Source organism: Roseibium sp. ROS1, assembly GCF_054658215.1.
This window is the reverse complement of the sequence record NZ_BAAGIG010000002.1, coordinates 1,094,505-1,116,298: the sequence shown is the minus strand read 5'-3', so window position 1 is coordinate 1,116,298 and position 21,794 is coordinate 1,094,505. Positions and strand designations below refer to the sequence as shown.

Genomic DNA, 21,794 nt, shown 5'->3' with positions numbered 1-21,794 from the left:
GGATTAGTCTTCCGAAATCTGAAGTTCAGCGATGAAGTCATATGCATCGCCGCGGTAAACGGAACGGGTGAATTCGACGACATTTCCGGACGCGAGATAGGACACACGTTCTATTTTCAGCCCGGCAGACCCGGCCGGCACACCGAGAATGTCGGCATCTATAGGCTCAAGATTGCGGGCTGAAATGCGCTGGATAGCGCGAACAGGCTGCAAGCCGGCCGCGCGCAGGATCGCATAAAGAGACGTGGTGACCCGCTCCGGATGAGGCAGGACGCTCTCGGAAAGGGAGGCACGCTCGATTGCCATCGGGGTGCCGTCTGCCTTGCGAAGCCTGTCGACGCGGGCAACGCGCTGACCGGACGTGAGACCGAGCGTGAACATTTCTTCAGGCGAAGCTGGAAACAGTCCGCGGCGCAGCCACTCGCTGCTGGCGGAAAGACCACGGCGTGCCATATCCTCGGAAAAGGACGTCAGGCTGGAAAGGCGCTGTTCAACTTTATGCACCTTGGGCGCAACGAAGGATCCGCTGCCGCGCTTCTGGACAACGACCTGATCCTCAACAAGTCCGGCAACTGCCTTGCGCACCGTCACACGGGACAGATCCGTAATGGAGGCAATCTCGCGTTCAGACGGAAGCGGCTCATTCTCCTTCAGCACGCCGTCGTCAATAGCCTGCTGAATGCGCCGCCGCAGCTGCAGGTATCGGGGACCGCTGGAATTCGCCAACCAGTCACCATTTTCCAGCAAGGAAATGAAGTCAGTCATGAAAAGGGGCGCCTTAGGAGATGAAAATAATACCTTTCAGATACCAATTTAAACTCTATCGAAACCGAAAATCAAGTGTTAAAACAATTTCCGAACCCGCATCACCACCGATGGAGCACCCAACGGAAACGTTCCCGGAGCGTGATTGCCTTGAGAAACTTAATTCCGCGATACGAAACTTGGTGTGCCTCCGAGTTCCTGAACCATGAATTTGCCGACGACCGAAGACCGCGATCCGATTTCCATTGGCCTGTCCAAAAAGTCTGATGAAGACGTCCTGTCGCTGCTGCTGCAACGGCAGAAAGATGCGCTGAATGCCACCGAAACGGCCATTCCGGAGATCGCAAAAGCCGCCGAAGCACTTCAGGCAGTCACTGTTTCAGGTGGAAAAATCGGTTATGCCGGCGCCGGCAGTGCCGGACTGACAGCCCTGGCGGATTGCCTGGAATTGCCGGGAACGTTCGGCTTTCCCGTTGAGCGCATGCGCATGCTCTATGCCGGGGGGGCTGCAAACCTGCTTCACCTTGCCGGCACATATGAGGACGACGAGGAAGCCGGCTTCGCTGACTTTCAAAAATCAGGCCTTGGAGAAGGAGATATCCTGATTGCAGTTTCTGCAAGTGGATCAACTCCTTATACTCTTGGCACGTTCAGAGGTGCACAGTCGGCAGGCACAAAAACCGTTGCATTGGCAAACAATCCTGACACTCCCCTCCTCCGTCAGGCGGATTTTCCGATCTTCCTGAAAACACCTCCTGAAATCATCGCAGGCTCTACACGTCTCGGGGCGGCAAGCGCCCAAAAAGCCGCACTCAACATGATCTCTACATTGGTGGCACTGAGGCTTGGACACGCAGTTCGTGGCCACATGGTCAACCTGGTTGCGGACAATGAAAAACTGCGCCAGCGCGCTTATCGCATCCTTCAGGATCTGACGGGCTGTACGGCAGAAACTGCAGCGGAAAAGCTCCAGCAGGCCCAAGGCAGAGTGAAGGTTGCGGTTCTCATGATTCGAGAAGGCCTCGACGCTGAAAGCGCCGAAATGTCGCTCAACGAACACAGCGGAAACTTGCGTCCTTTCCTTTGACGCGTGCCCGCGCTTCCAACAGACACCTGGCACATTTTCGAACATAATCTCGTCCGCAAACAGCAGGCTGGGCCTTCTCACGGCACTATTGAGCTTGCGCGATGTAGCCGTTGTTTTTGACAGGTGTCAGCCGCCCAATTCCTTGAAAAAATGATGCCAATTTCTTTTTTTGGTTTACTACAAATGCGATTGGTTGCATATTGGTATTATAACTGGACGTTAACAAATATAACCCAGAGGCGTTTGAACAGGCGATGACCACCTGTTTTGATATTGGCGGCTCCTTCATCCGACATGGAGAGCTCCAAGCGGATGGAACCGTTGCGGAAAAAGGCCGGGTAGCGACACCCGGATCTGACTGGCAGGCGTTTGTAGACGCGATTGCCGACTGCTCCGGGCCGGATGGATCTCCTATCTCGATTTCGCTTGCAGGCGCCTTTGATACTCGCAGCGGCATCGCGGATGTGGCCAACATCCCCTGCCTGCATAAACGACCCGTGCAATCGGATCTGGAAACCGCCCTCAAACGTCCTGTCGCCATTACAAATGACGCCAATGCTTTTGCGCTTGCCGAAGCCGTCGATGGCACCGGACGGGGCAAGCCGGTCGTTTTCGGTATTATTCTCGGGTCTGGTGTCGGTGGCGGGCTTGTCGTCAATGGCACGCTTGTTACCGGTTATGGCGGCATCGCGGGTGAATGGGGTCACGGCCCCATCATGGACCCGACAGCTGGCGGCCAGTTGAAAGGTATTGAGCACTATCCCTGCGGCTGCGGCCAGACAGGATGCATCGACGCGGTCTGCTCGGCCCGTGGCATGGAGAAGATCCATCGGTCACTGCATGGGCTGGATCTGGCAAGCAAGGATATTACTGCCGCCTGGCATGCCGGTGATGCAGCAGCCACACAAACGCTCGACGCCTTCACCACTCTGCTTTCGCGTGCGCTTTCCGCTTTCGTCAACACACTTGGTCCGGATGTCATACCGGTGAGTGGTGGCCTTTCGAACGATCTTGTTCTTCTCGACGTGATCGATCGAAAGACACGTGACCTTGTTCTTGCCGACTATAGCGAGCCACTCGTCATCAAAGGCGAATTTGCCGCCAATGGCGGCCTGCATGGTGCCGGCATCGTGGCCCGTACGCTCATCAAGGAGGCGGCCCGGTGACCAGGATCCCCCTCGAGGTATGTGTAGACACCCTCGAAGGCGCCTGGACGGCAGCCGAAAACGGCGCTGACCGAATTGAATTATGCGCAGCTCTGTCCGAAGGCGGCCTGACCCCTTCCCAGGGGTTCATGGTGGCCGCGGCCAGACTACCGGTTCCCGTCTACGCGATGATCCGCCCCCGATCCGGTAATTTTGAGTACTCGGACCTGGAAAAGGCCTTGATGCTGCGCGACATCCACGCGGCTGAAAAAGCAGGTCTTGCGGGAATCGTGATCGGGGCAGTCGACAGCCAGCACAATCTCGATCGAGACTTTCTGGCTGCATCCCTGAACGGCACCAGACTGTCGGCAACTTTGCACCGGGCCATCGACACCGCACGCGACTACGAAAAAGCGATTGAAGACGCGATCACGCTCGGTTTCGAACGCGTGCTGACCTCTGGACAGGCCAGCAAAGCAGAACACGGCCTTTCACTGCTTCAGCAGGCGGTCAATGTCGCTGCAGGGCGGATTTCCATCATGGCAGGATCGGGTGTCACCGCCGCCAATGCGTCCCAAATTCTCAAACGATCCGGCGTGCAGGAACTGCATGCGTCTTGTTCTTCCGTGAAGCCCTTGCTGGAGCGGCAGGACCTGGAAACGCGCCTCGGCTTCGTTTCCGAGGCAGGCATCAAGGACACCGATGGAAACGTCGTCCAGGCACTTCGCCGTGCCATGGACCAATTTACGGAGGCCGCAGCATGAAGACCGGCTATGTCGGACTGGGCGCGAGAATTGCCAATGTCAGCAACTGCCTGCAGGAGGTTTCAGGAGATCTTGATCCCTGCGCTTACGTCGACCCGACACCCGCCGGCCTCAAGCATGTCGAGGCCAAATGCGGGCACAGCCTGACCGCCTACACCGATCTCGACAGGATGATCCGAAAGGAGAAACTAGACCTCCTGATGATCGGGTCCCCCAATTTCATGCACCTCGATCATCTGCGAACCGCGCTCAAATCCGATGTACGCTACATCTTCTGTGAAAAGCCGGTTGTCGTCAGCGAAGAGGAAACCTTCGAACTCCTGTCTCTGATGAAGGAACATGGTGGATCGAAACGTGTCCTTGTCGGACTGGTGCTGCGATATTCGCCGCTCTACACCGAACTTCAGAAAAGTCTCAAGTCCGGCCAGATCGGCAAAGTGGTCTCGATCGAGGCGTCCGAGCATATCGGTCCCTACCACGGTTCCTTCTTCATGCGCGACTGGCGCCGCTATGACCGGAATTCCGGCGGCTTCATGCTGGAGAAGTGCTGCCACGATCTGGATCTCTACCAAGGTGTGACAGGTTGTCGGCCGCGTTTCGTTTCCAGCTTCGGCGGACGCAAGAGTTTTGTTCCGGAGAACCGACCGGATCAGGACCATACCTTTCCGACACCGAAAATCGAAGGCAGGGTCGATCCGTTCACACCACGCTGGGGTGGGGGCAACGCCGACTTCGACAGTGATGGCGACATCATCGACTACCAGACAGCGCTGATCGAATACGAGGACGGCGCGAACCTCTGCTTTCACACCAACATGTATGTACCGGACGAATTCCGGCGCTTTGCCGTCATGGGGACCAAGGGCATGGCGGAAGGAGACTTCATTCGGAATTACTACCGGGTGCATGACGCCCTGACATCCGCCTGCCTGATCGACAAGCCGCAGGTCGTCGATGCCAGTCGGCACGGCCACTATGGCGCCGATGAAGCCATGGCGCGTGACCTCGACCATTACTTCCGCAACGGCGGACATCTGCCGGTCAGCGTTCTGGATGCGCTTGAGGCCGGTCTGACGGCGATCAAGCTGGACGAAGCGCGCCGGACGCGCAGCGTCATCGACCTTGCCGAAACCTGGCAGCAATTCGACAGCTACGGCGTGGCATAGGAGGCACCATGGCGCACTCGCGAAAGAAGACCGACTATTTTCCTTATCTGCTTCTGGTGCCGGCGTCCCTCGTCATGCTGGCTATCGTCGCCTATCCGCTTTTTGAAACATTCCGGCTTTCCTTCACCAACACGAGCATGAGCCCGAACTACGAATACGTAGGGCTGGAAAACTACGAGAAGCTCATGTCACGCCGCTTTCCGGAAGTGATTGCGCGCACCTTCTACTGGATGGCTCTCTCTGTAGCGCTGAAAATGCTGATCGGAACCCTGGGAGCCGTGCTTCTCAACGCGATGGTGCCGGGTCGCACCCTGTTTCGCGTGCTGGTCATGCCGCCGTGGGTGATCCCGATTGCCATTGGCGTCTTCATCTGGGGATGGATGTACAACGGTCAGTTCGGAATGATTTCCGGAATGGCCCAACGGCTCGGCATTCTGAGCGGGCCGTTCGAATTCCTCGCCTACAAGAACTCCGCCTTCATGTCGACCATCGTGACGGACGTGTGGATCGGTGTTCCAATGGTGACGCTTTATCTGCTGGCCGCCATGCAGTCCATTTCGAAGGACCTTTATGAAGCGGCCTGGGTGGACGGGGCCTCTCGGCTCTACAGGTTCCGCCGCATTACCTTGCCACTGATCATTCCCTCGATCGCGACGATGGCGCTTCTGTCGGCCATCGCCACCTTCAACTCCTTCGACATCATCTGGATCCTGACAGAAGGCGGTCCGCGCGGCGCAACCACCACGATGATCATCGACACCTACAAGACCGCGATCAGCCGCTTCAAATACGGCGAAGGCGCCGCCAGAACGGTGATGATCGTGGTGTTCCTGGGCTCGTTCATGCTGGTCTATTTCATGCTGCTGTCGCGCCTTGCCAATAGGAGCCCGCACAATGCTGCATAAGTATCGCTGGTACGAATATGTGCTGATCTATCTCGGTCTCGCGGTGTTTCTGACCTTCGTCCTGGCTCCCTTCGTCGAAGCCTTCGTGGTGTCGCTGAGGCCGCTCAGCAGCCTGTTTTCGATCCCCTACAAGTTCATCACCGACAAGATGAGCTTCGATGCCTACATCACCATGTGGCAGAACGTGCCGCTGTTGTGGGTCTACATGCTCAACTCGTTCTTCATCGCCACGGTGGTGACGGTCCTCGGCCTGTTCTGCATCATCCCGGCTGCCTATGCCTTCGCCCGGTTCGAGTTTCCAGCGCGAAACTCGCTGCTCGGCATCTTCATAGCGGTGAACATGTTCTCCGGTGCCGTACTGATCATTCCGCTGTTCAAGCTGATGCAGCAATACGGGCTGCTGAACACCTATTTCGCGATGATTGCGCCTGGAACGGCCTTCGTCATTCCGACCGGTATCTGGCTTCTGCGCTCCTATCTGATCCGGATCCCCAAGGAGCTTGAGGAAGCAGCCTGGGTGGATGGCGCCGGCAAGATCTACACGCTCTGGCGCGTGATCATTCCCGTGGCGTTGCCGGGCATCGTGGTGGTCACGATCACCGCTTTCATCACCGCTTATGCGCAGCAATTCATCTATGCGCTGACCTTCAACTCCGTGAACGAACTGAACCCGCTTCCTGTGGGGCTGTTCCAGTTCTTCGGACGCCAGACCGTGGTCTGGAACGAACTCATGGCCGCCAGCCTCGTGGGCATCCTCCCTGTGCTGTTCGTCTATGTGTTCCTGCAACGTTTCATCGTCGCCGGTCTCACGGCAGGCGCTGTCAAAGAATAACAAAAAGAAGAAACCAACCAGAAAAGGGAAAACAGATGACACTTAAATCAGTGCTATTGGGAGGGGTCTTCGCGCTCTCTCTCGTCGGAGCCTCCCAGGCAGAAGACAAGGTCATTCACATGATCAACTGCGGCGACAACACCGGCGCCGGAATTCCGCTGCAGGATGAGTTGATCAAGGGTTGGGAAGGCGAAAATCCGGGCTACAAGGTCCAGCTCGAGTTCGTTCCCTGGGGCCAGTGCCAGGAAAAATCCACGACGCTCGCGTCCGCCGGGAACCCGCCGGCTGTTGCCTACATGGGCTCGCGCACGCTGAAGCAGCTCGCGGCGAATGACCTGATCATTCCGGTCAACATGACAGAAGAAGAAAAGGCCACCTACGCGGCCCCGATCCTGGCAACGATCACTGCCAACGGTCAGCAGTGGGGTCTGCCGCGCGCCTTCTCCACCAAGGCACTCTACTGGAACAAGGATCTCTACGAGGCTGCAGGCCTGGATCCGGATACGCCGCCGAAGACCTGGGACGAAATGTACGATTTCGCCAAGGCTATCAAGGACAAGACCGACTCTGACGGTTTCGGCCTCGCGGCCGCGTCCTTCGACAACACCATGCACCAGTTCATGAACTACGTTTATACGAACGGTGGTCAGGTCATCAACGAAGACGGCGAAATCGTCTTCAATTCCCCGAACAACGTTGAAGCCCTCGCCTTCTACGGCAAGATGGCCGAAGTCTCGCAGCCGGGCCCGATCGCCTATGACCGCGCGAAGCTGCGTCCGCTGTTCTCCGAAGGTAAAATCGGCATGTTCATCTCCGGTCCGTGGGAGCGCACCCGCGTGACCGACGTGAACTGGGGTGTCGCACCGATCCCGGTCGGTCCGTCCGGCACTCCGGGCACTTTGCTGATCACCGACTCCCTGGCCGTTTTCAAGGGGTCCGGCGTTGAAGAACAGGCGCTTTCGCTCGCAAAGCTTCTGACCAACCCGGAGAACCAGATGGCCTTCGAATTGGCTGAAGGGTTCACGCCGCTGCGCGATCTGCCGGAAGTGCGTGCGCTGGTTGAGAAGGACCCGACCTGGTCTGCTTTCCTCGATGCGATCCCGACCGGTGGTCCGGAGCCGTTCGTCACCGATTACGTCGGCCTTCAGGATTCGATCAACGAAGCCGTTCAGGGTGTTGTCCTTGGTGAAGTCGATCCGGCTGAAGCCGTCGAAATCGCCGCGGAACAGCTTGAGGAATTCAAGTAACACCTTGAGCACTGTCCGGGCCCCCTCTCCCACTTTCGGGGGCCCGGTCACCTCTTCAAAAAAGGAATGACCATGGGCGAGTTGCAACTGCGCGACGTACGCAAAAGCTATGGCCATATGGAAGTCATCAAGGGTGTCAATCTTGATGTGGACCATGGCGAATTCATTGTTTTTGTCGGTCCGTCCGGATGCGGAAAATCGACCTTGCTGCGCATGATTGCAGGGTTGGAGGAAATCACGGGCGGCGATATCACGATCGAGAACAAGGTCGTCAACGATCTGCCGCCGGTCAAACGCGGCATCGCCATGGTATTTCAGTCGTATGCGCTCTATCCGCATATGTCTGTCTACGAGAACATCGCCTTCCCCTTGCGCGTCGAACGCCTTTCCAAGGACAAGGTGGAGGAGAAGGTTCAAGCCGCTGCCGGCATTCTTCAACTGAAGGAAAGACTGCAGCACAAACCGGGCGAGCTCTCCGGCGGGCAACGCCAGCGCGTCGCCATCGGCAGGGCCATCGTGCGCGAGCCTTCCGTTTTCCTGTTCGATGAACCCCTGTCCAATCTGGATGCGGCACTACGAGCGGAAATGCGTGTTGAACTTGCCAAGCTGCACACGGAACTTGACGCGACCATGATCTACGTCACCCACGACCAGGTTGAAGCCATGACCATGGCGGACCGGATCGTGGTGCTGGATCACGGTATCATCTCCCAGGTCGGTTCGCCGCTGGAGCTTTATCACAAACCGCAGAACACCTTCGTTGCCGGCTTTATCGGCAACCCCAAAATGAACTTCATCGAGGTGTCCGGAAAAAGTTCCGGTCCTGAAGGCGTTGTCGTCACCTTGCCATCAGGCAAGGACCTGACAGTCAAGGTAGATGCCGCGGAAGAGGTTGCAGGAAAGAGCCTTACCCTCGCCATTCGCCCGGAACATCTGACACTAGGCGCTGCCGATGCCTCCATAGAGATTGTTCCGACCGTCGTTGAACATCTCGGCATTCACACCGTCACCTACAGCACGGTTGCCGGTGCCAAGTCCACCTTCTGCAGCGTCTTGCCCGGATCCGCTCCGGCGAAAGTTGGTGTGCCGGTTTCCATGGGACTGAAGGGTGTGGATTGCCACCTGTTCGACGGTAACGGAAACGCTTTTGACCGCCAGCTTTCGCTTGAAGAACTGGATGCTGCGGACATGCATATCTGACACTTGGCATCAGATAGCCCGAATGAAAACGGCCGCCCCGAAAGGCGGCCGTTTGAAATTTCGGGAAACGGCGGGCAAGTCGTCTGGAGGACTAGACGACTTGCCCACGGGCGGCGACCGTCTCGATGCGGGTCACCACGCCGTCTCTGTGAAACACCAGGCGGTCGAACAGGTTTGAAACGACGCACGTATGGTTTGGAATGATCCGGACCCGTTCTCCGATCTGCGGTTTTTTGCCAGACTTCGTCAGGTCGACGACGGCATGCTCCTCGCTGAGCGCGGCAATGGATGCCTCCGGATAATCGATCAACAGGCCGTGGTCGGAAAAACCCAACAAATCGGACGTCAACGCTTTCGATCCCGCATCCAGAACCGCCCGGTTTTCGGTCGGCCGGGAGACGACTGTGGCCAGCACATGCATGGCGCAATCGTCAAAATCGCACATACCGGCGCGCACCATCGAGCGGTCGTTGAAGATATACGTTCCGGCGCGATGCTCCGTCGCACTAGGCACAAGATCACTGTCGAACAGGCTCGGTGAACCTCCATGCGAGACGACGGGGCACTCAAGACCTGCCTGTTTCAGAAGTGACAGTGTTTCAGAAAAAAAAGCTTCAACCGCCGTTTCGGAGGATGCCTTCGGATAGGTCAGCAGACCATGGAATACCAGTCCGGGCGATGCATCGATGCGCTTGGCCAGCGCGACCGAAGCATCCGGATTTTGCACGCCGTTGCGTCCGGCCCCTGTATCGCATTCGACCAGAACCTTCAGCGGCTGATCCCCGGAAAACGCACTCGCCAGACCGTCGACGACAACTTCATTGTCGGCAACAACCTGCAGATCCACCTTGGTATTCAACAACTTCAACCTGTCGAGCCGCGATTTGCCGAGCATATTGAAGGTGATCAGGATATCGGTGAAGCCTGCGTCGGCGAACACTTCCGCTTCGCTTATTTTCTGGCAGTTGATACCGCGTGCGCCATAGGCCTGCTGCAATGCGGCCAGCGCCGGGATCTTGTGTGTCTTGATATGAGGCCGGAAGTTCCGGCCAATACGGTCGAAATACTCCTGTGCAACCTTGATGTTAGTCTCCATGACCGTTTCATCGATCACGGCGACAGGGGTCAGAAGATCCTGCACTGACAGCCCGACACTCATCGCTTAGCCTCCCTTGCTGCCGGCAGTGCCGGCACTGGTATCGGTTTCATGCCCGCTCGCAGTAACTGCCTCGTTGATAGGCCAGATATCCGTCGGCGCTTTCTTATAGGGGGTTACCCTCGGGTCGTTGGGATAGGGACGTCCGGCGGCGCAATAGAGGATCAACGGACTGATGCGGGCAAACGATTGATGAAAATGGTTCGTCGACTTGACCACCAGGATCTTCCTTTTGGTCGGATCGATACCGAAGTTGGAAAACAGGCTCGTGTCGAAGCATTGGGCGCGGGTCGAATTCAGGATCACTTCGATTCCGCCAATCCGGATCAGACTTGCGTCACCGATGGGAACGATGCTCTGGCCAAAAAACTGCTCTGCATTCCGGATGTTGCGGAGAATTTCAACTTCGGCGTCGATCGGGTCACCGGTTTCCGGTGCTGATTTCGCTCCGAACCGCAGCATCATGCGAGCCCCCTCGCCCGCTGCGTGACAGAGCTGGACTGCTACCGGGTCCCAGATTGAGCCGAAGGCAATATTCTCGAGCTTACCGGCAATGGCTTCTGCAAGCAGAACGGTCGCATCCCCGGCCGTTCCCCCACCGGGATTGTCCCACATGTCCGCGATCGTGACCGGACCTCCTTCACAGGACAATGCCTTGGCGTAGGCTTCGGCCGGAGTAAGTTCAGCACTTCGCACCTTGCCGCGCAGCTTGAACAGGGCCTCTCCAAGGTCACGGGCAACTTCGGACCCAAGCGCCGGATCGTTGTTTGTCACTGCCAGCAACTTGGTCCCCATTTCGGGGACGTCGCCCGCCATGAAGCCGTGGATGACCGAGAGAGACAAAAGGCCCGGCGTTTCCTGCTCCCGGCGGATCATGTCATCGACAAACCGGCGCATAGGCTCGGATGTTGTCGGGAAGACGTCAATCATCTTGGGATCGTAAACGCTCATTACAGGTTTGACTTCGCCTGCAACCGCTTGCCCAGCAATACGCCATGCATCCTCGGCCCGATCGACAAAATCGATGTGGGGAAATTCCTTGAAGGCGATGAGCGCGTCAGCCGCGGCAACACGTTTTGCAGTCAGATGACTGTGCGGGTCAAACGTTGCAATAACAGGGACATCCGGGCCGACCACGGATCGAATTCGGCTCAGTAGATCCCCTTCCGGATCATCATACCCGTCAGCCACCATCGCACCATGCAGGCCAATGACGACAACGTCGAAAAGTCCACCTGCCACGATCTGATCCAGGATTTCGTCACGCAAGCCTTCAAAGGTCTGCCGCGAAACCAATCCGGCCGGATCTGCCCACGCCGCGGTACCTTCAACCAGTTCCCAGTCGTTTTCACAGGCAAACCGGCGCCCCACGGTGACGACGGCAGAACACAGGGTCGGAGTTTCCGGATGCTGCCCCGGCCTTGCCAGCAGCGACGCCCTGAATGCGTTGATATCAATCCGGATCGGTGAAAACGTGTTGGTTTCTGTTGCCAGAGCTGCCGTAAAAGCGCGGGGCTTCGTCATGATCAGGACGCGGCTCCGAGAGGATTGGGCAAATATCCGGCAAAGCCGCAGATCTTCCAGCGCCCCTCCCTTCGGACACAGAAATAGAGCGTCTGCCACAACAAGCGGTCCTCGCCACCATCTGCTTTCCGAATGCGGCCGTCGAATTTCTTGTGCGCGATCGCCCGGTTTCCGTTGATGTCAATCTCGGTCAGGCGGGTAGCGTCGAAAATGGCGGCACGCGCGTCTTCGGTAAATTCCGTCGCTCTGAAAATTTCCGCCTGGCTCAACCAGCGTTCCCTGTAGGAGCCGAGATCCGGAAACCCGAGTCTCCAGTCGTCGGGATTAGGTACCTTTCCGCCGTCTACTCCAAAAAAGGCTGGTTCGTCGAAATCATCGGCCACCTGCTCCCAGTCTGCTGCGACGAAGGCATTGATGTCCCGCATGACAAGCATGTCCCAGATCTCGGAGCGATCTTCGTCTTTTCCTGCAAATGGATTTGTCTGGCTGTCTGGAAGGGCCTGCATATCGGAAACCATTTTCATTTTGACGGTTGATTTTTGAAAAATATAAGGGTGAAATAAAACCAATGTCAAACCACTATGTAAATCATTTTCATTTTGGAGCCAAATATGTCTATCAAGCGCTATGGTGCTGAAAAATCAGGTGCCGGCGGCCAGAATCTGCCCTTTGCTCGAGCCGTTGAAGCTGACGGCTGGCTTTATGTCTCCGGCCAGGTGCCGATGAAGGATGGTGAGATTGTCGGCACGGGGATTGTCGAACAGACCCACCTGACCATCAAGAATGTTATCGCGATCCTGGAAGAGGCCGGGTACGACCTTGAACATGTTGTCCGCGTCGGTGTCTGGCTCGATGATCCGCGCGATTTCTGGTCGTTTAACGGAGTCTATAAAAGCTATTTCGGTGAACACCCACCGGCACGCGCCTGTGTCCAGTCAACCATGATGGTGGACTGCAAGGTCGAGATTGATTGCGTCGCTTACAAGAAGCCGGCCTGACCCCATGCGGGATATCCTGTCCGTTCTGCAACAGATCGAGCCGGAGCTGTCCAAGTCGGAACGGATCCTGGCTGCATTGTTGCGCAACGATGCCGAGTTCATCGTCAATGCCGGCATTACGGATGTTGCTGAACGGGCAGGTATTTCGCCGCCGACCGTTACCCGTTTTTGCCGTCGGCTTGGCTGCGAGAGTTACACCGCTTTCAAGGTGCAGGTTGCCCAGGTCACCTTCGCCGGAACCAGGTACCTGACCGCTAATGCGGCTTCTGACGCGCCGCGCGATATTGCTGACAGTCTTCTGGCTCAGTTTCAGGATGCAGCGACCAGTACGCGCAAAGCGTTGGACATGGAGTCGGTGCTTGCAGCTGCAGATGCGATCTCGACCGCCAATCTGCTGGCAGCGTTCGGTGCGGGCGGGACATCCTCGATGATTTCGGACGAAATGCAGAACCGGTTTTTCCGCCTGGGTCTGCGTACGGTGAGCGTGACGGATCATGCCATGCAGCTGATGCAGGCAGCCACCATGAGGACCGGCGATGTCATCATTGCGTCGTCTGTCTCTGGCCGGAACCTGCAAATGGCACGTGCGCTGGAGGCAGCGAAGACCTACGGGGCAATCGTAATCGCCCTCACCCGCCCGGGTCGGCCCGTCGCCGATCTGGCCGATATCACGATTGCCATCGACCTGCCCGAAGGTGACAACATCCTGCGGCCAAGTACCAGCCGCTATGCCTTCCTGTTTGTGACAGATCTCTTGGCAACGCTTGTCGCCATGCGGCGGGGCGACGAGGCTCGAGAAAACCTCAGACGCGTCAAATACCAGCTCAGCAACACGCGCGATCCGGATGACAAGGAAGCCCTCGGTGACTGATCAAACTCCGAAACCCGTTGCGGTGGTAACGGGCGCAGCCGGCGACATCGGCATGGCCATTGCTGCGCAGCTGTCAGCAACCCACATCATCGCCGCTGTCGACATCGACATGATTGCCCTCGAAGGCGCGGTGGAAAGTCTTGAAAACCACGGTGCTGATATTGCTGCGATCCAATGCGACCTGACCAAGGCTGACGACCTAGCCCGGCTTGCCAAGGAAGCTGCCAGACTGGGGCAGGTCAATACAATCATCAACAACGCGGGCGCCGCTGCGGCACTTACGTTGCATCAGATGACTGCCGAAACGCTGTCCAGGGATCTCGCCCTCAATCTGGAGGCCGCGCTCAACTGCTTCAAGGCCTTTGAACAAGCCTTGATTTCAAGCGGTGCCGGCAACGTGGTCAATATTGCCTCTGTCAACGGACTTTCTGTCTTCGGTCACCCAGCCTACAGCGCTGCAAAGGCCGGCCTGATCCATGCAACAAGGTCCATCGCCGTCGAATATGGGAAGTATGGCATCAGATCGAATGCCATCGCGCCTGGCACTGTTAAGACCCAGGCCTGGAAAATACGGCAGGCTGCCAATCCGGACGTCTTTGACGAGGCCCTGTCCTGGTATCCGTTCAAATCCCTGCCAGAACCGAACGACATTGCCTCGGCCGTTTCATTCCTGATCAGTCCGGCGGCGCGTTGCATCACGGGTGTTTGCCTGCCTGTCGACAGTGGGCTCACTGCCGGGTCACCTGCCCTTGCCCGAACCTTCACTCAATCTCCCGATTTCGACGGATTTTAAGTCATGACCAAGTTTGTGCTCGACTGTTTCTACCGCCCTGCGGAGGATCTTGCTGCGTCTCGTCAGGAGTTTGCACTGACCAATACAAGCTCCAGGCCCCTGAAGGATTTCACGCTGGCCTACACGGCGGTCAACCGGGCCACGGCAAATGCCAAGCTTGAAAACGCGGCGAGTTTCAGCCGGATTGCGAATTTTCACGAAATCACGCCAAACACTGGCGAAACGATCGAACCAGGCGAAACCTGGACCTTTGCCATCACCGGCCTGGCGAACGTGGCAAGACACCGGCTTGATGGTCCTAAGTCCGCCTATGTCAGCACCGGTGGCAGCGTCATCGAGGTGCTGTGCAATGATCTTGAAGCGCCGGAAGAGCTGGACAGCGGAGAACGCCGCAGCATGCCGGCTGGGCACCTTTCTGAACCGCTGCATATCGTTCCCTGGCCCCAGAAAGTGGAAATAACGGCCTTTGCGGACGACAAGACAAGCTTTCTTGTTGCCCAGGGCTCTGCAGAGGAAAAGGCGGCGGCGGCAAAGATCAACGCGCTCGCAACAAGGCTTTTTCCAGGAGCGCCACATCCTTTCCGTTTTACTCAGTCGCATCATCAAATCGCGATTGAGTTCCAGCAGGACGATAGCCTTGCAGCTGACGGTTACCGGCTCGAATTTGCCCAAGCGAAAGCAGTCTTGCACTACAGCGGCCCCGTCGGCCGTGACTATGGCCTGACGGTACTCGCCCAGATGGCCTACGGCACCTATGAGGCACCCGGTACATTCAAGTATCCTGCACAGGGCGTGATTGAAGACGCCCCAAGGTTTTCCTGGCGTGGAACGCATCTGGATGTGTCACGACATTTCCGTGGCCCCAAAGACATCATGCGCCTGCTCGACATTCTCGCCTGGGGTCGGATGAACGTCTTCCAATGGCATCTGACAGACGATGAAGGCTGGCGACTTGAAATCAAGGCCTATCCCGAACTGACCGTGGGCGGCGCGCGGCGTGGCCCTGGGTGCCAACAGGTGCCCCAGCTTGGCTTTGCCGCTGAAGTCTACGAAGGGGCCTATTCGCAGGACGAGGTTCGCGAGATTGTCGCCCATGCCACCAGCCTGAACATAGATATCCTGCCGGAAATCGATGTTCCGGGGCATTCGACCGCCGTTTTGAAGACCTACCCGCGCTTCACCGATCAGGCGGAGACCCCGGAGAGCTACCATTCCATTCAGGGCTATCCGAACAACGCGCTTAACCCGGCGATGGATGAAACCTACGAGTTTCTGGAAAAGGTCTTTGCGGAAGTTGCAAGCCTGTTTCCGTTCGACTTCATCCATATCGGCGGCGACGAAGTCGACGTCAATTCATGGCTTGCCTCGCCGAAGACCCAACGCCTCATGGAGGAAAAGGGTCTTGCGGATACAATGGAAGTGCAAGCCTATTTCATGGGCCGCGTGCGCGACATCCTGAGAAAACTCAACCGGAAACTTGCCGGCTGGGACGAAGTCTCACACGGTGGTGGCATCGACCCGGATGGCGTGCTTCTGATGGCCTGGCAAAGACAGGAAGTCACCAAGGACCTGATCGATCAGGGCTACGATGTCATCTGCACCCCGGGACAGCACTATTACATGGATATGGTCCAGGCGTCCGGTTGGCATGAGCCGGGTGCGGGTTGGGCCGGCGTTTCGACACCGGAAGACTGTTATGGCTATGAAGCAGCTGCCGGTCTCAGCACCGGCAGTGAAGCGCGCCTCAAGGGGGTGCAGGCCTGCATCTGGTGCGAGCACATGACTGACAACGTCATCTTCAACCATATGGTCTTTCCGCGGCTTTATGCGGTCGCTGAAGCCGGTTGGACCGATCCCGCCAGCAAGGCCTGGCTGCGATTTGCAGCACAGGCCCCCTTCTTCCCCCAGCTTTGAATGCGTGACGAGGCAGGAAGATGAAAATTGCAGTTGGCGGCATTCATACCGAATGCAGTACCTATTCACCGGTCCAGCAAACCGCATCAGACTTCACGGTCACCCGTGGCAAGGACTTGCTGGCACAGGCAGGCGTCGACGGCGGCAGATTTCCTGACGTCACCTTTTGTCCATTGTTTCACGCCAGATCCATTCCGGGCGGACCGGTGTCTGCGGATTGCTATGCGAGCTTCAAGTCTGCCTTTCTTGCCGAACTTGAAGCCGAGAAGCCATGCGACGGTGTTCTCTTGATTATGCATGGCGCCATGCATGTGATCGGTCTGAGCGATGCGGAAGGGGACTGGATCTCTGCCGTTCGCCAACTTGTCGGGCCGCAAGTGCCAATCGCTGTCAGTTACGATCTGCACGGCAATGTCACTCAAACCATTGTCGATCAGATCGACATCTTCTGTGCTTATCGCACTGCCCCTCATATCGACGTGACCGAAACCCACCGACGTGCCGCGGCAAATCTTGTCGATCAATTAGGTAGCGGTCCCAAGAGGTATGTGGCCTGGGCTCCCGTGCCGGTTCTCCTGCCCGGGGAACGAACCAGCACGGAAGACGAACCGGCAAAATCGCTTTATGCAAGGTTGCCGGAGTTCGATCAGAGATCCGGGGTGACCGATGCCAATCTGATGGTGGGATATGTCTGGGCTGATACGGCAAGAGCCACCGCGGCTGCCGTGGTAACGGGAACAGACCTGGATGCCATTCAACAGGCGGCTTCCGAAATTGCTGCGCAGTACTGGTCCGCAAGGCAAGACTTCGAGTTTGGTGTCCCCGCGAAGCCGCTCGAACTGTGCCTGGGCGATGCTGCAACAGAAAGCTCGTCTCCCCTCATCCTTGCCGACAGTGGCGACAATCCGACAGGTGGTGGTGTTGGTGACAGATCCGATGTCCTGGCAGCCTGGTTGGAGCGAGGCTTGACTGGTGGTGTATTTGCAGGGATCGCTGATCCGGTTGCGGTCGATAAACTCTGGCCATTGCCAGAGGGCTCTTCGTCCCGCCTCACAATTGGTGGTGCCCTGGGCAGCGATTGCAAGGTCGTTAGCACGGAAGCTGTCTTGCTGTCTAAACTAGGCAGAGAACAGGATCATAATCGGGAAGTGTTGACCAGGATCGCAGGTAATTTGGTGATCCTGACGGAACGCAGACGCCCCTTCCATCAACTGGAGGATTTTCGGCGTTTTGCCATTGAACCATCCACTGCAAGGTTCTTGATCGTGAAATCCGGATACCTGTCACCAGAGCTGGCCCCAATCGCCAATCCCGCCCGTATGGCCCTCACGGATGGTGCGGTTAACCAGGACATTGAGGCGCTCACAAACCAACACCGCCCTGTGCCGAGCTACCCTTTTCAGCGGACCTTCGATTGGAACCCGGTTACAAGTCTATCTCGCAGGGCGTCCTCTTGAGTATTGCGCGCTCTTTCGAGCGGCATGAGTAACTGACGAATCCAGCCGACTAAAAGGGATGCATTGCTTACCAAGCGCGTCCTGAACGCACGGAAAATTGGCATTTTGCTTGCAAATACAAGCACTCGCAAAGTTTTATTTCTATTATTTTCAGTACCGAATTTAAAATCGGTCATTCGCCTGCATTTGCATTTCTCAAAACAATCATAGTCTTACATGGGATCTTGAGCTCAGCAGCGCGCGCTCAAACACACCAATTGTAATTTTTACCAAGGTTGAATGTGAATGGTCGGTCAGTATCAATTTATGGGACGATCGAAACCCAGCCTTCAGGACCTGCCCCGATCTGCAGATCCAACGGCAAACTAAAACGGCCTGATTGCTGCAAGGATTTGATCTGTAGGGAGATTTGCACGTACCCCATCAACTGTGCCGATCCCATAAAGCTCCGCCGGACCTCTGCCGGTGGAGCTTTTTAATTGGAGCTTTTGTCAGGCAGTTACTTCTAGCCGCGTTGAGCAACCCAGCTTTCTGACCTTGAGTTCGAGGCAAGTGCACAGGCGATAGCGGAAACCGATCAAAATCATCGAAAAACATCGACAAAATTACCACAGTCAACAAACTTACTCTACGTTCATTGTTAGTTATGACGATGGCTTTGCGTTCACGAACTGGTGATTGGCCTTGAACTTCGTAGTCCAACCCACATTTATTACCGAAATATAACTGAAAAAGCCCGGATTTGTGATCTTTGTTACACGCATTCGGGAGATTGTGGTGCGATAATGGCAAAATCGTGACCGCACGAACGGGGCGCAAAAGCGCGGAAGACCTGAAAAGTCCTACAATGGACCTCCGTTTACAGACCCCACGCGCGGTAAATTAAGTTGTATTAGCCTTGGGAGGCGTACATGCAACGGAATACCAGAGCAGGAACTCTTGCGCTTGGCCTCATCCTTGCCTTGGCGGGAAGCGCTGCTGCGGCCCCATTGCCTCAGGAAACGATAACGTTGCCTGAGGATCGTTTGGCGGTCACAGTCGCGTCAGCGTCACAGGATCAGGCCGATCCGCTGGAAAGTGAGCTCACGATATGGGTGGGCGAAATCGAGCTTGAAGGCCGGAAAACGATCTGGGTAGAACTGATCGATTCCTTCGGCGAAGTTATCTATGACAGTGAAGTGAACACCAACGAAACCCATCTGCTTCCAGATGGCCGGGCCGTTGTCGTTCGCGCCATGGATCAGGATACGGTTGTCGCCGGCAAGGATGAATCAAGACTGGTCAATGAAGGCACCCTTACGGTCACACGTCGTGTGGTCAATGAAGGTGTTGATGCGACCACAATTGAACTTATCGAAACCGGCCAGCAACCCTCGCAGAAACGCGGCACCATGCTGCAGGTCGCAGATTTTGGCGAATTGGTATGGCAGAAGGTCGTTGCCTTCTTCGATGCCGCACGCACACGCGTCGAAATCGCATGGAACTGGATTGTCGACACGATCCAGGCCTGAGGCTTGTTTTGGCGCAATTGCCTTGCAGACTTGCGACACGCCATTCGCTTGCCCGGCCTTTTTGCCGGGCAGCGGCGATGCGCGTGTGAGCTTTTCCGCTCTTCCGAGGTCGCAAAACCTCGGATGGCGTTGGCTGAAGTCGCGCCAATCGTTTTGCGTCAAAAATAATCCATAAAATTCATCGTCCTATGTGATCCGCCCTTCAAGGCGAGGCGTAACCGCTGCACATCAACTGGAAAACTTGGCGTCCGACCAGGTTTCCCGCGGTAACACCGACGCCCCGAAGGATATGATATGCGGATTGCCGTAATCGGCTCCGGAATTTCCGGAAACAGTGCAGCCTGGGCCCTTAATGATCTTCATGACGTTGTTCTCTACGAGCGGCGCGAACGGCCAGGTGGTCACAGCGCCACGGCGGATATCGACTATGATGGCGCCCGGATTTCGGTGGACACCGGTTTCATCGTCTACAACGAGCTCAACTACCCGAATTTTACTGCGCTGCTTGACCATCTGGGGGTCGCCAACGAGATAAGCGACATGAGTTTTGCCTTGTCGGCGGACAACGGCAAGCTTGAATGGTCAGGCCATTCTCTGAACGCGGTCTTCGCACAACGGCGTAATCTGGTCTCACCGCGGTTCCTGCGCATGTTGCGGGATATCTTCCGCTTCAATGGCAAAGCCGTTGAAGATCTGAAGGCCGGACGCCTCAGCGGGCAAACGCTCGGTGGCTACCTGGAGCGTGAACACTACTCTTCCGGTTTCATAAACGACTATCTGCTGGCGATGGGCGCTGCCATCTGGTCGACGCCGATCAACGAAATGCGGGACTATCCTGCGGAAAGCTTCGTGGCTTTCTTTGAAAATCATCGCCTGCTTTCATTCGATCGGCCGCTGTGGCGTACCATTTCCGGTGGCAGCCGCAACTACGTGGAAAAGCTGCTGGCGCCGCTTCAGGGAAAGATCAGGCTTGGCAAGCCGGTCACAGAAGTTCTTCGGCAAAACGGTCAGGTCATCGTGCGCGACGCATCCGGCCACCAGGACGTCTTCGATCATGTGATCCTTGCCAGCCACACGGACCAGACCCTTGCCATGTTGGGTGATCCCTCACCACAGGAGCGCGATATTCTTGGATCCATCCGGTATCGTCCAAACGAGGTTTACCTTCACCGTGACGAGGCCCTGATGCCGAAACGCAAAAACGTCTGGGCTTCCTGGAATTACATGTCCGATCGCGAAGCCGGCGAAACACGGGACGTAACCGTCAGCTATTGGATGAACCGGTTGCAGAACTTCGATCACTCCAAACCGGTCTTCGTTACATTGAACCCCTATGCACCACCTCAGGAAGACAAGACCTTCGCAAAGTATGTTTATGATCATCCCCAGTTTGATGCCATGGCTCAGCAGGCCAAGAACCGGCTTGGGGAAATTCAAGGCGTGAACAACACATGGTATTGTGGTGCGTGGCGCGGTCACGGCTTCCACGAAGATGGACTTTCGTCCGGACTTGATGTTGCCCGTTCACTCGGTGCCCGGCTGCCATGGGAAAAAGACGTGGCTGGCGATACCTATCTGGAGGCTGCCGAATGAAGGCAAGGCCGAGCAATTGTATGCATGACAATGGACCGCCCCCTGATCTGGCGGCATCCCTGTTCATGGGCTCGGTCATGCATCACCGCATGAAACCCCGTGAGCACAGGTTTTCCTATAAGGTCTTTTCCGTGCTGCTCGATCTGGATCGGCTTGAAGAAGCTGCGCAGTCCAGCCTGTTCTTCTCCGTCAACCGGTTCAATTTGCTGTCGTTTCATCAGAAGGACCATGGCCCAAGGGACGGGTCTGATTTGCGGCTCCATGTCGACCGATTGCTCGCCAAGGAAGGACTAGAGGCACCCGCTCGGGTCCTGCTGCTCGCATATCCGCGGATGCTGGGGTACGGCTTCAACCCTCTCAGCGTTTATTATGCTTATGACCGGTCGAACCAACTGATTGCGCTCGTTTACGAGGTGCGCAACACATTTGGCGGTATCCACACCTACGTCGCACCTGTCAAAACCGGCCAGTGCAGTGATGCAGGCATACGCCAGGATCAGAAGAAGCTGTTCTACGTGTCGCCCTTCGTCAGCATGGAACAACACTATTTCTTCCGCATGATGCCGCCGGGAAAAACCGTCCGCGTTCGCATTCTGGAAAAGGATTGCGAAGGCCCGCTTTTGTCGGCGACATTTTCCGGCACACAACGCCCCCTGTCCAACGGCTCGATTCTGCAGGCCTGCCTTCAGGTGCCGCTGCTGACGTTCAAGGTCATCAGCGCCATCCATTGGGAAGCCTTTAAAATTTGGCGCAAGCGTGTACCATTTCACGCTCGACCCGCAGAAGATGCAGGGAATGACGGGTTGCCTGGGCAAACAGGTTCTGTCTTGCCAGTTTCAAACAACTGACGTTTCAAGAGGTTCTGC

The 21,794-nt window shown here is 56.6% G+C and carries 20 protein-coding genes; 16 read left to right on the top strand and 4 right to left on the bottom strand.

Annotated elements, in window-relative coordinates; translation table 11 throughout:
• Positions 1 to 3: 3 nt before the first annotated feature.
• The gene (locus ACYQ6M_RS13220; RefSeq protein ID WP_075283015.1) at positions 4 to 765 is read right to left on the bottom strand and encodes a GntR family transcriptional regulator; all 762 of its coding nucleotides are present in this window, start codon (positions 763 to 765) and stop codon (positions 4 to 6) included.
• Between the two features lie 205 nt (positions 766 to 970).
• On the opposite strand from ACYQ6M_RS13220, the gene ACYQ6M_RS13215 reads away from it, so the two are divergent.
• The 8 genes from ACYQ6M_RS13215 (at position 971) to ACYQ6M_RS13180 (ending at position 9,111) form a co-directional block, all read left to right on the top strand.
• Positions 971 to 1,852, top strand: a complete 882-nt coding sequence (locus tag ACYQ6M_RS13215) for an N-acetylmuramic acid 6-phosphate etherase (RefSeq protein WP_228868266.1) — start codon at positions 971 to 973, stop codon at positions 1,850 to 1,852.
• A 254-nt stretch (positions 1,853 to 2,106) separates the two neighbouring features.
• Positions 2,107 to 3,018 carry an ROK family protein gene (locus ACYQ6M_RS13210; RefSeq protein ID WP_460074267.1) on the top strand — a complete coding sequence of 304 codons (912 nt, stop codon included), beginning with the start codon at positions 2,107 to 2,109 and terminating at the stop codon, positions 3,016 to 3,018.
• On the top strand, positions 3,015 to 3,761 hold the full coding sequence (locus ACYQ6M_RS13205; protein WP_460074265.1) for a copper homeostasis protein CutC: 747 nt from the start codon (positions 3,015 to 3,017) through the stop codon (positions 3,759 to 3,761). Before ACYQ6M_RS13210 ends, ACYQ6M_RS13205 begins: the two co-directional genes overlap by 4 nt.
• Complete coding sequence (locus tag ACYQ6M_RS13200) at positions 3,758 to 4,927, top strand: Gfo/Idh/MocA family protein (protein WP_055654106.1); 1,170 nt, start codon at positions 3,758 to 3,760, stop codon at positions 4,925 to 4,927. The genes ACYQ6M_RS13205 and ACYQ6M_RS13200 overlap by 4 nt, the downstream gene beginning before the upstream one ends.
• 8 nt (positions 4,928 to 4,935) lie before the next feature.
• Positions 4,936 to 5,832 carry a carbohydrate ABC transporter permease gene (locus tag ACYQ6M_RS13195; protein WP_460074263.1) on the top strand — a complete coding sequence of 299 codons (897 nt, stop codon included), beginning with the start codon at positions 4,936 to 4,938 and terminating at the stop codon, positions 5,830 to 5,832.
• Positions 5,822 to 6,664, top strand: a complete 843-nt coding sequence (locus ACYQ6M_RS13190) for a carbohydrate ABC transporter permease (protein WP_022998786.1) — start codon at positions 5,822 to 5,824, stop codon at positions 6,662 to 6,664. Before ACYQ6M_RS13195 ends, ACYQ6M_RS13190 begins: the two co-directional genes overlap by 11 nt.
• Positions 6,665 to 6,699: 35 nt before the next feature.
• Positions 6,700 to 7,911 (top strand): ABC transporter substrate-binding protein, encoded by a 1,212-nt coding sequence (locus ACYQ6M_RS13185; protein WP_031268566.1) that lies wholly within the window; start codon positions 6,700 to 6,702, stop codon positions 7,909 to 7,911.
• Positions 7,912 to 7,983: 72 nt separating this feature from the next.
• Entirely contained in the window at positions 7,984 to 9,111 is a 1,128-nt protein-coding gene (locus ACYQ6M_RS13180) for an ABC transporter ATP-binding protein (RefSeq protein ID WP_460074260.1), read from the top strand.
• A gap of 91 nt (positions 9,112 to 9,202) precedes the next feature.
• On the opposite strand, the gene ACYQ6M_RS13175 is transcribed toward ACYQ6M_RS13180, so the two are convergent.
• Genes ACYQ6M_RS13175 through ACYQ6M_RS13165 form a run of 3 tightly spaced genes read right to left on the bottom strand, consistent with a single transcriptional unit; the run spans position 9,203 to position 12,315 of the window.
• Complete coding sequence (locus ACYQ6M_RS13175) at positions 9,203 to 10,270, bottom strand: D-TA family PLP-dependent enzyme (RefSeq protein ID WP_460074258.1); 1,068 nt, start codon at positions 10,268 to 10,270, stop codon at positions 9,203 to 9,205.
• Positions 10,271 to 10,273: 3 nt separating this feature from the next.
• The gene (locus ACYQ6M_RS13170) at positions 10,274 to 11,791 is read right to left on the bottom strand and encodes a M81 family metallopeptidase (RefSeq protein WP_460074256.1); all 1,518 of its coding nucleotides are present in this window, start codon (positions 11,789 to 11,791) and stop codon (positions 10,274 to 10,276) included.
• A 2-nt stretch (positions 11,792 to 11,793) separates the two neighbouring features.
• The gene (locus ACYQ6M_RS13165) at positions 11,794 to 12,315 is read right to left on the bottom strand and encodes a hypothetical protein (protein WP_460074254.1); all 522 of its coding nucleotides are present in this window, start codon (positions 12,313 to 12,315) and stop codon (positions 11,794 to 11,796) included.
• Positions 12,316 to 12,402: 87 nt separating this feature from the next.
• Here ACYQ6M_RS13165 and ACYQ6M_RS13160 point away from each other — a divergent pair, with 87 nt between their 5' ends.
• The 8 genes from ACYQ6M_RS13160 to ACYQ6M_RS13125 all read left to right on the top strand — a co-directional run bounded on the left by ACYQ6M_RS13160 (position 12,403) and on the right by ACYQ6M_RS13125 (position 21,776).
• Positions 12,403 to 12,789, top strand: a complete 387-nt coding sequence (locus ACYQ6M_RS13160) for a RidA family protein (RefSeq protein ID WP_460074253.1) — start codon at positions 12,403 to 12,405, stop codon at positions 12,787 to 12,789.
• Between the two features lie 4 nt (positions 12,790 to 12,793).
• Positions 12,794 to 13,660 (top strand): MurR/RpiR family transcriptional regulator, encoded by an 867-nt coding sequence (locus ACYQ6M_RS13155; RefSeq protein WP_022998793.1) that lies wholly within the window; start codon positions 12,794 to 12,796, stop codon positions 13,658 to 13,660.
• A complete protein-coding gene (locus ACYQ6M_RS13150; protein ID WP_031268572.1) occupies positions 13,653 to 14,453 on the top strand; it encodes an SDR family oxidoreductase in 801 nt (266 codons plus the stop codon). Before ACYQ6M_RS13155 ends, ACYQ6M_RS13150 begins: the two co-directional genes overlap by 8 nt.
• Positions 14,454 to 14,456: 3 nt before the next feature.
• Positions 14,457 to 16,367 (top strand): beta-N-acetylhexosaminidase, encoded by a 1,911-nt coding sequence (locus tag ACYQ6M_RS13145; RefSeq protein ID WP_460074251.1) that lies wholly within the window; start codon positions 14,457 to 14,459, stop codon positions 16,365 to 16,367.
• Between the two features lie 20 nt (positions 16,368 to 16,387).
• Positions 16,388 to 17,824, top strand: a complete 1,437-nt coding sequence (locus tag ACYQ6M_RS13140; RefSeq protein WP_460074250.1) for a M81 family metallopeptidase — start codon at positions 16,388 to 16,390, stop codon at positions 17,822 to 17,824.
• Between the two features lie 911 nt (positions 17,825 to 18,735).
• Positions 18,736 to 19,335: a hypothetical protein gene (locus ACYQ6M_RS13135; RefSeq protein ID WP_022998797.1), complete on the top strand. Its 600-nt coding sequence runs from the start codon at positions 18,736 to 18,738 to the stop codon at positions 19,333 to 19,335.
• Between the two features lie 294 nt (positions 19,336 to 19,629).
• Complete coding sequence (locus ACYQ6M_RS13130) at positions 19,630 to 20,928, top strand: NAD(P)/FAD-dependent oxidoreductase (protein WP_075283021.1); 1,299 nt, start codon at positions 19,630 to 19,632, stop codon at positions 20,926 to 20,928.
• Positions 20,925 to 21,776 carry a DUF1365 domain-containing protein gene (locus ACYQ6M_RS13125; protein WP_460074248.1) on the top strand — a complete coding sequence of 284 codons (852 nt, stop codon included), beginning with the start codon at positions 20,925 to 20,927 and terminating at the stop codon, positions 21,774 to 21,776. The genes ACYQ6M_RS13130 and ACYQ6M_RS13125 overlap by 4 nt, the downstream gene beginning before the upstream one ends.
• Positions 21,777 to 21,794: the final 18 nt, after the last annotated feature.

Excerpts from the sequence above, each read along its gene's own strand:
- ACYQ6M_RS13215 (WP_228868266.1), top strand. The coding sequence starts at position 971 with ATGAATTTGCCGACGACCGAAGACCGCGATCCGATTTCCATTGGCCTG.
- ACYQ6M_RS13125 (WP_460074248.1), top strand. The coding sequence starts at position 20,925 with ATGAAGGCAAGGCCGAGCAATTGTATGCATGACAATGGACCGCCCCCT.
- ACYQ6M_RS13210 (WP_460074267.1), top strand. The coding sequence starts at position 2,107 with ATGACCACCTGTTTTGATATTGGCGGCTCCTTCATCCGACATGGAGAG.
- ACYQ6M_RS13190 (WP_022998786.1), top strand. The coding sequence starts at position 5,822 with ATGCTGCATAAGTATCGCTGGTACGAATATGTGCTGATCTATCTCGGT.
- ACYQ6M_RS13175 (WP_460074258.1), bottom strand. The coding sequence starts at position 10,270 with ATGAGTGTCGGGCTGTCAGTGCAGGATCTTCTGACCCCTGTCGCCGTG.
- ACYQ6M_RS13185 (WP_031268566.1), top strand. The coding sequence starts at position 6,700 with ATGACACTTAAATCAGTGCTATTGGGAGGGGTCTTCGCGCTCTCTCTC.
- ACYQ6M_RS13200 (WP_055654106.1), top strand. The coding sequence starts at position 3,758 with ATGAAGACCGGCTATGTCGGACTGGGCGCGAGAATTGCCAATGTCAGC.
- ACYQ6M_RS13145 (WP_460074251.1), top strand. The coding sequence starts at position 14,457 with ATGACCAAGTTTGTGCTCGACTGTTTCTACCGCCCTGCGGAGGATCTT.
- ACYQ6M_RS13180 (WP_460074260.1), top strand. The coding sequence starts at position 7,984 with ATGGGCGAGTTGCAACTGCGCGACGTACGCAAAAGCTATGGCCATATG.
- ACYQ6M_RS13140 (WP_460074250.1), top strand. The coding sequence starts at position 16,388 with ATGAAAATTGCAGTTGGCGGCATTCATACCGAATGCAGTACCTATTCA.
- ACYQ6M_RS13135 (WP_022998797.1), top strand. The coding sequence starts at position 18,736 with ATGCAACGGAATACCAGAGCAGGAACTCTTGCGCTTGGCCTCATCCTT.
- ACYQ6M_RS13130 (WP_075283021.1), top strand. The coding sequence starts at position 19,630 with ATGCGGATTGCCGTAATCGGCTCCGGAATTTCCGGAAACAGTGCAGCC.
- ACYQ6M_RS13155 (WP_022998793.1), top strand. The coding sequence starts at position 12,794 with ATGCGGGATATCCTGTCCGTTCTGCAACAGATCGAGCCGGAGCTGTCC.
- ACYQ6M_RS13170 (WP_460074256.1), bottom strand. The coding sequence starts at position 11,791 with ATGACGAAGCCCCGCGCTTTTACGGCAGCTCTGGCAACAGAAACCAAC.
- ACYQ6M_RS13195 (WP_460074263.1), top strand. The coding sequence starts at position 4,936 with ATGGCGCACTCGCGAAAGAAGACCGACTATTTTCCTTATCTGCTTCTG.
- ACYQ6M_RS13220 (WP_075283015.1), bottom strand. The coding sequence starts at position 765 with ATGACTGACTTCATTTCCTTGCTGGAAAATGGTGACTGGTTGGCGAAT.
- ACYQ6M_RS13160 (WP_460074253.1), top strand. The coding sequence starts at position 12,403 with ATGTCTATCAAGCGCTATGGTGCTGAAAAATCAGGTGCCGGCGGCCAG.
- ACYQ6M_RS13165 (WP_460074254.1), bottom strand. The coding sequence starts at position 12,315 with ATGAAAATGGTTTCCGATATGCAGGCCCTTCCAGACAGCCAGACAAAT.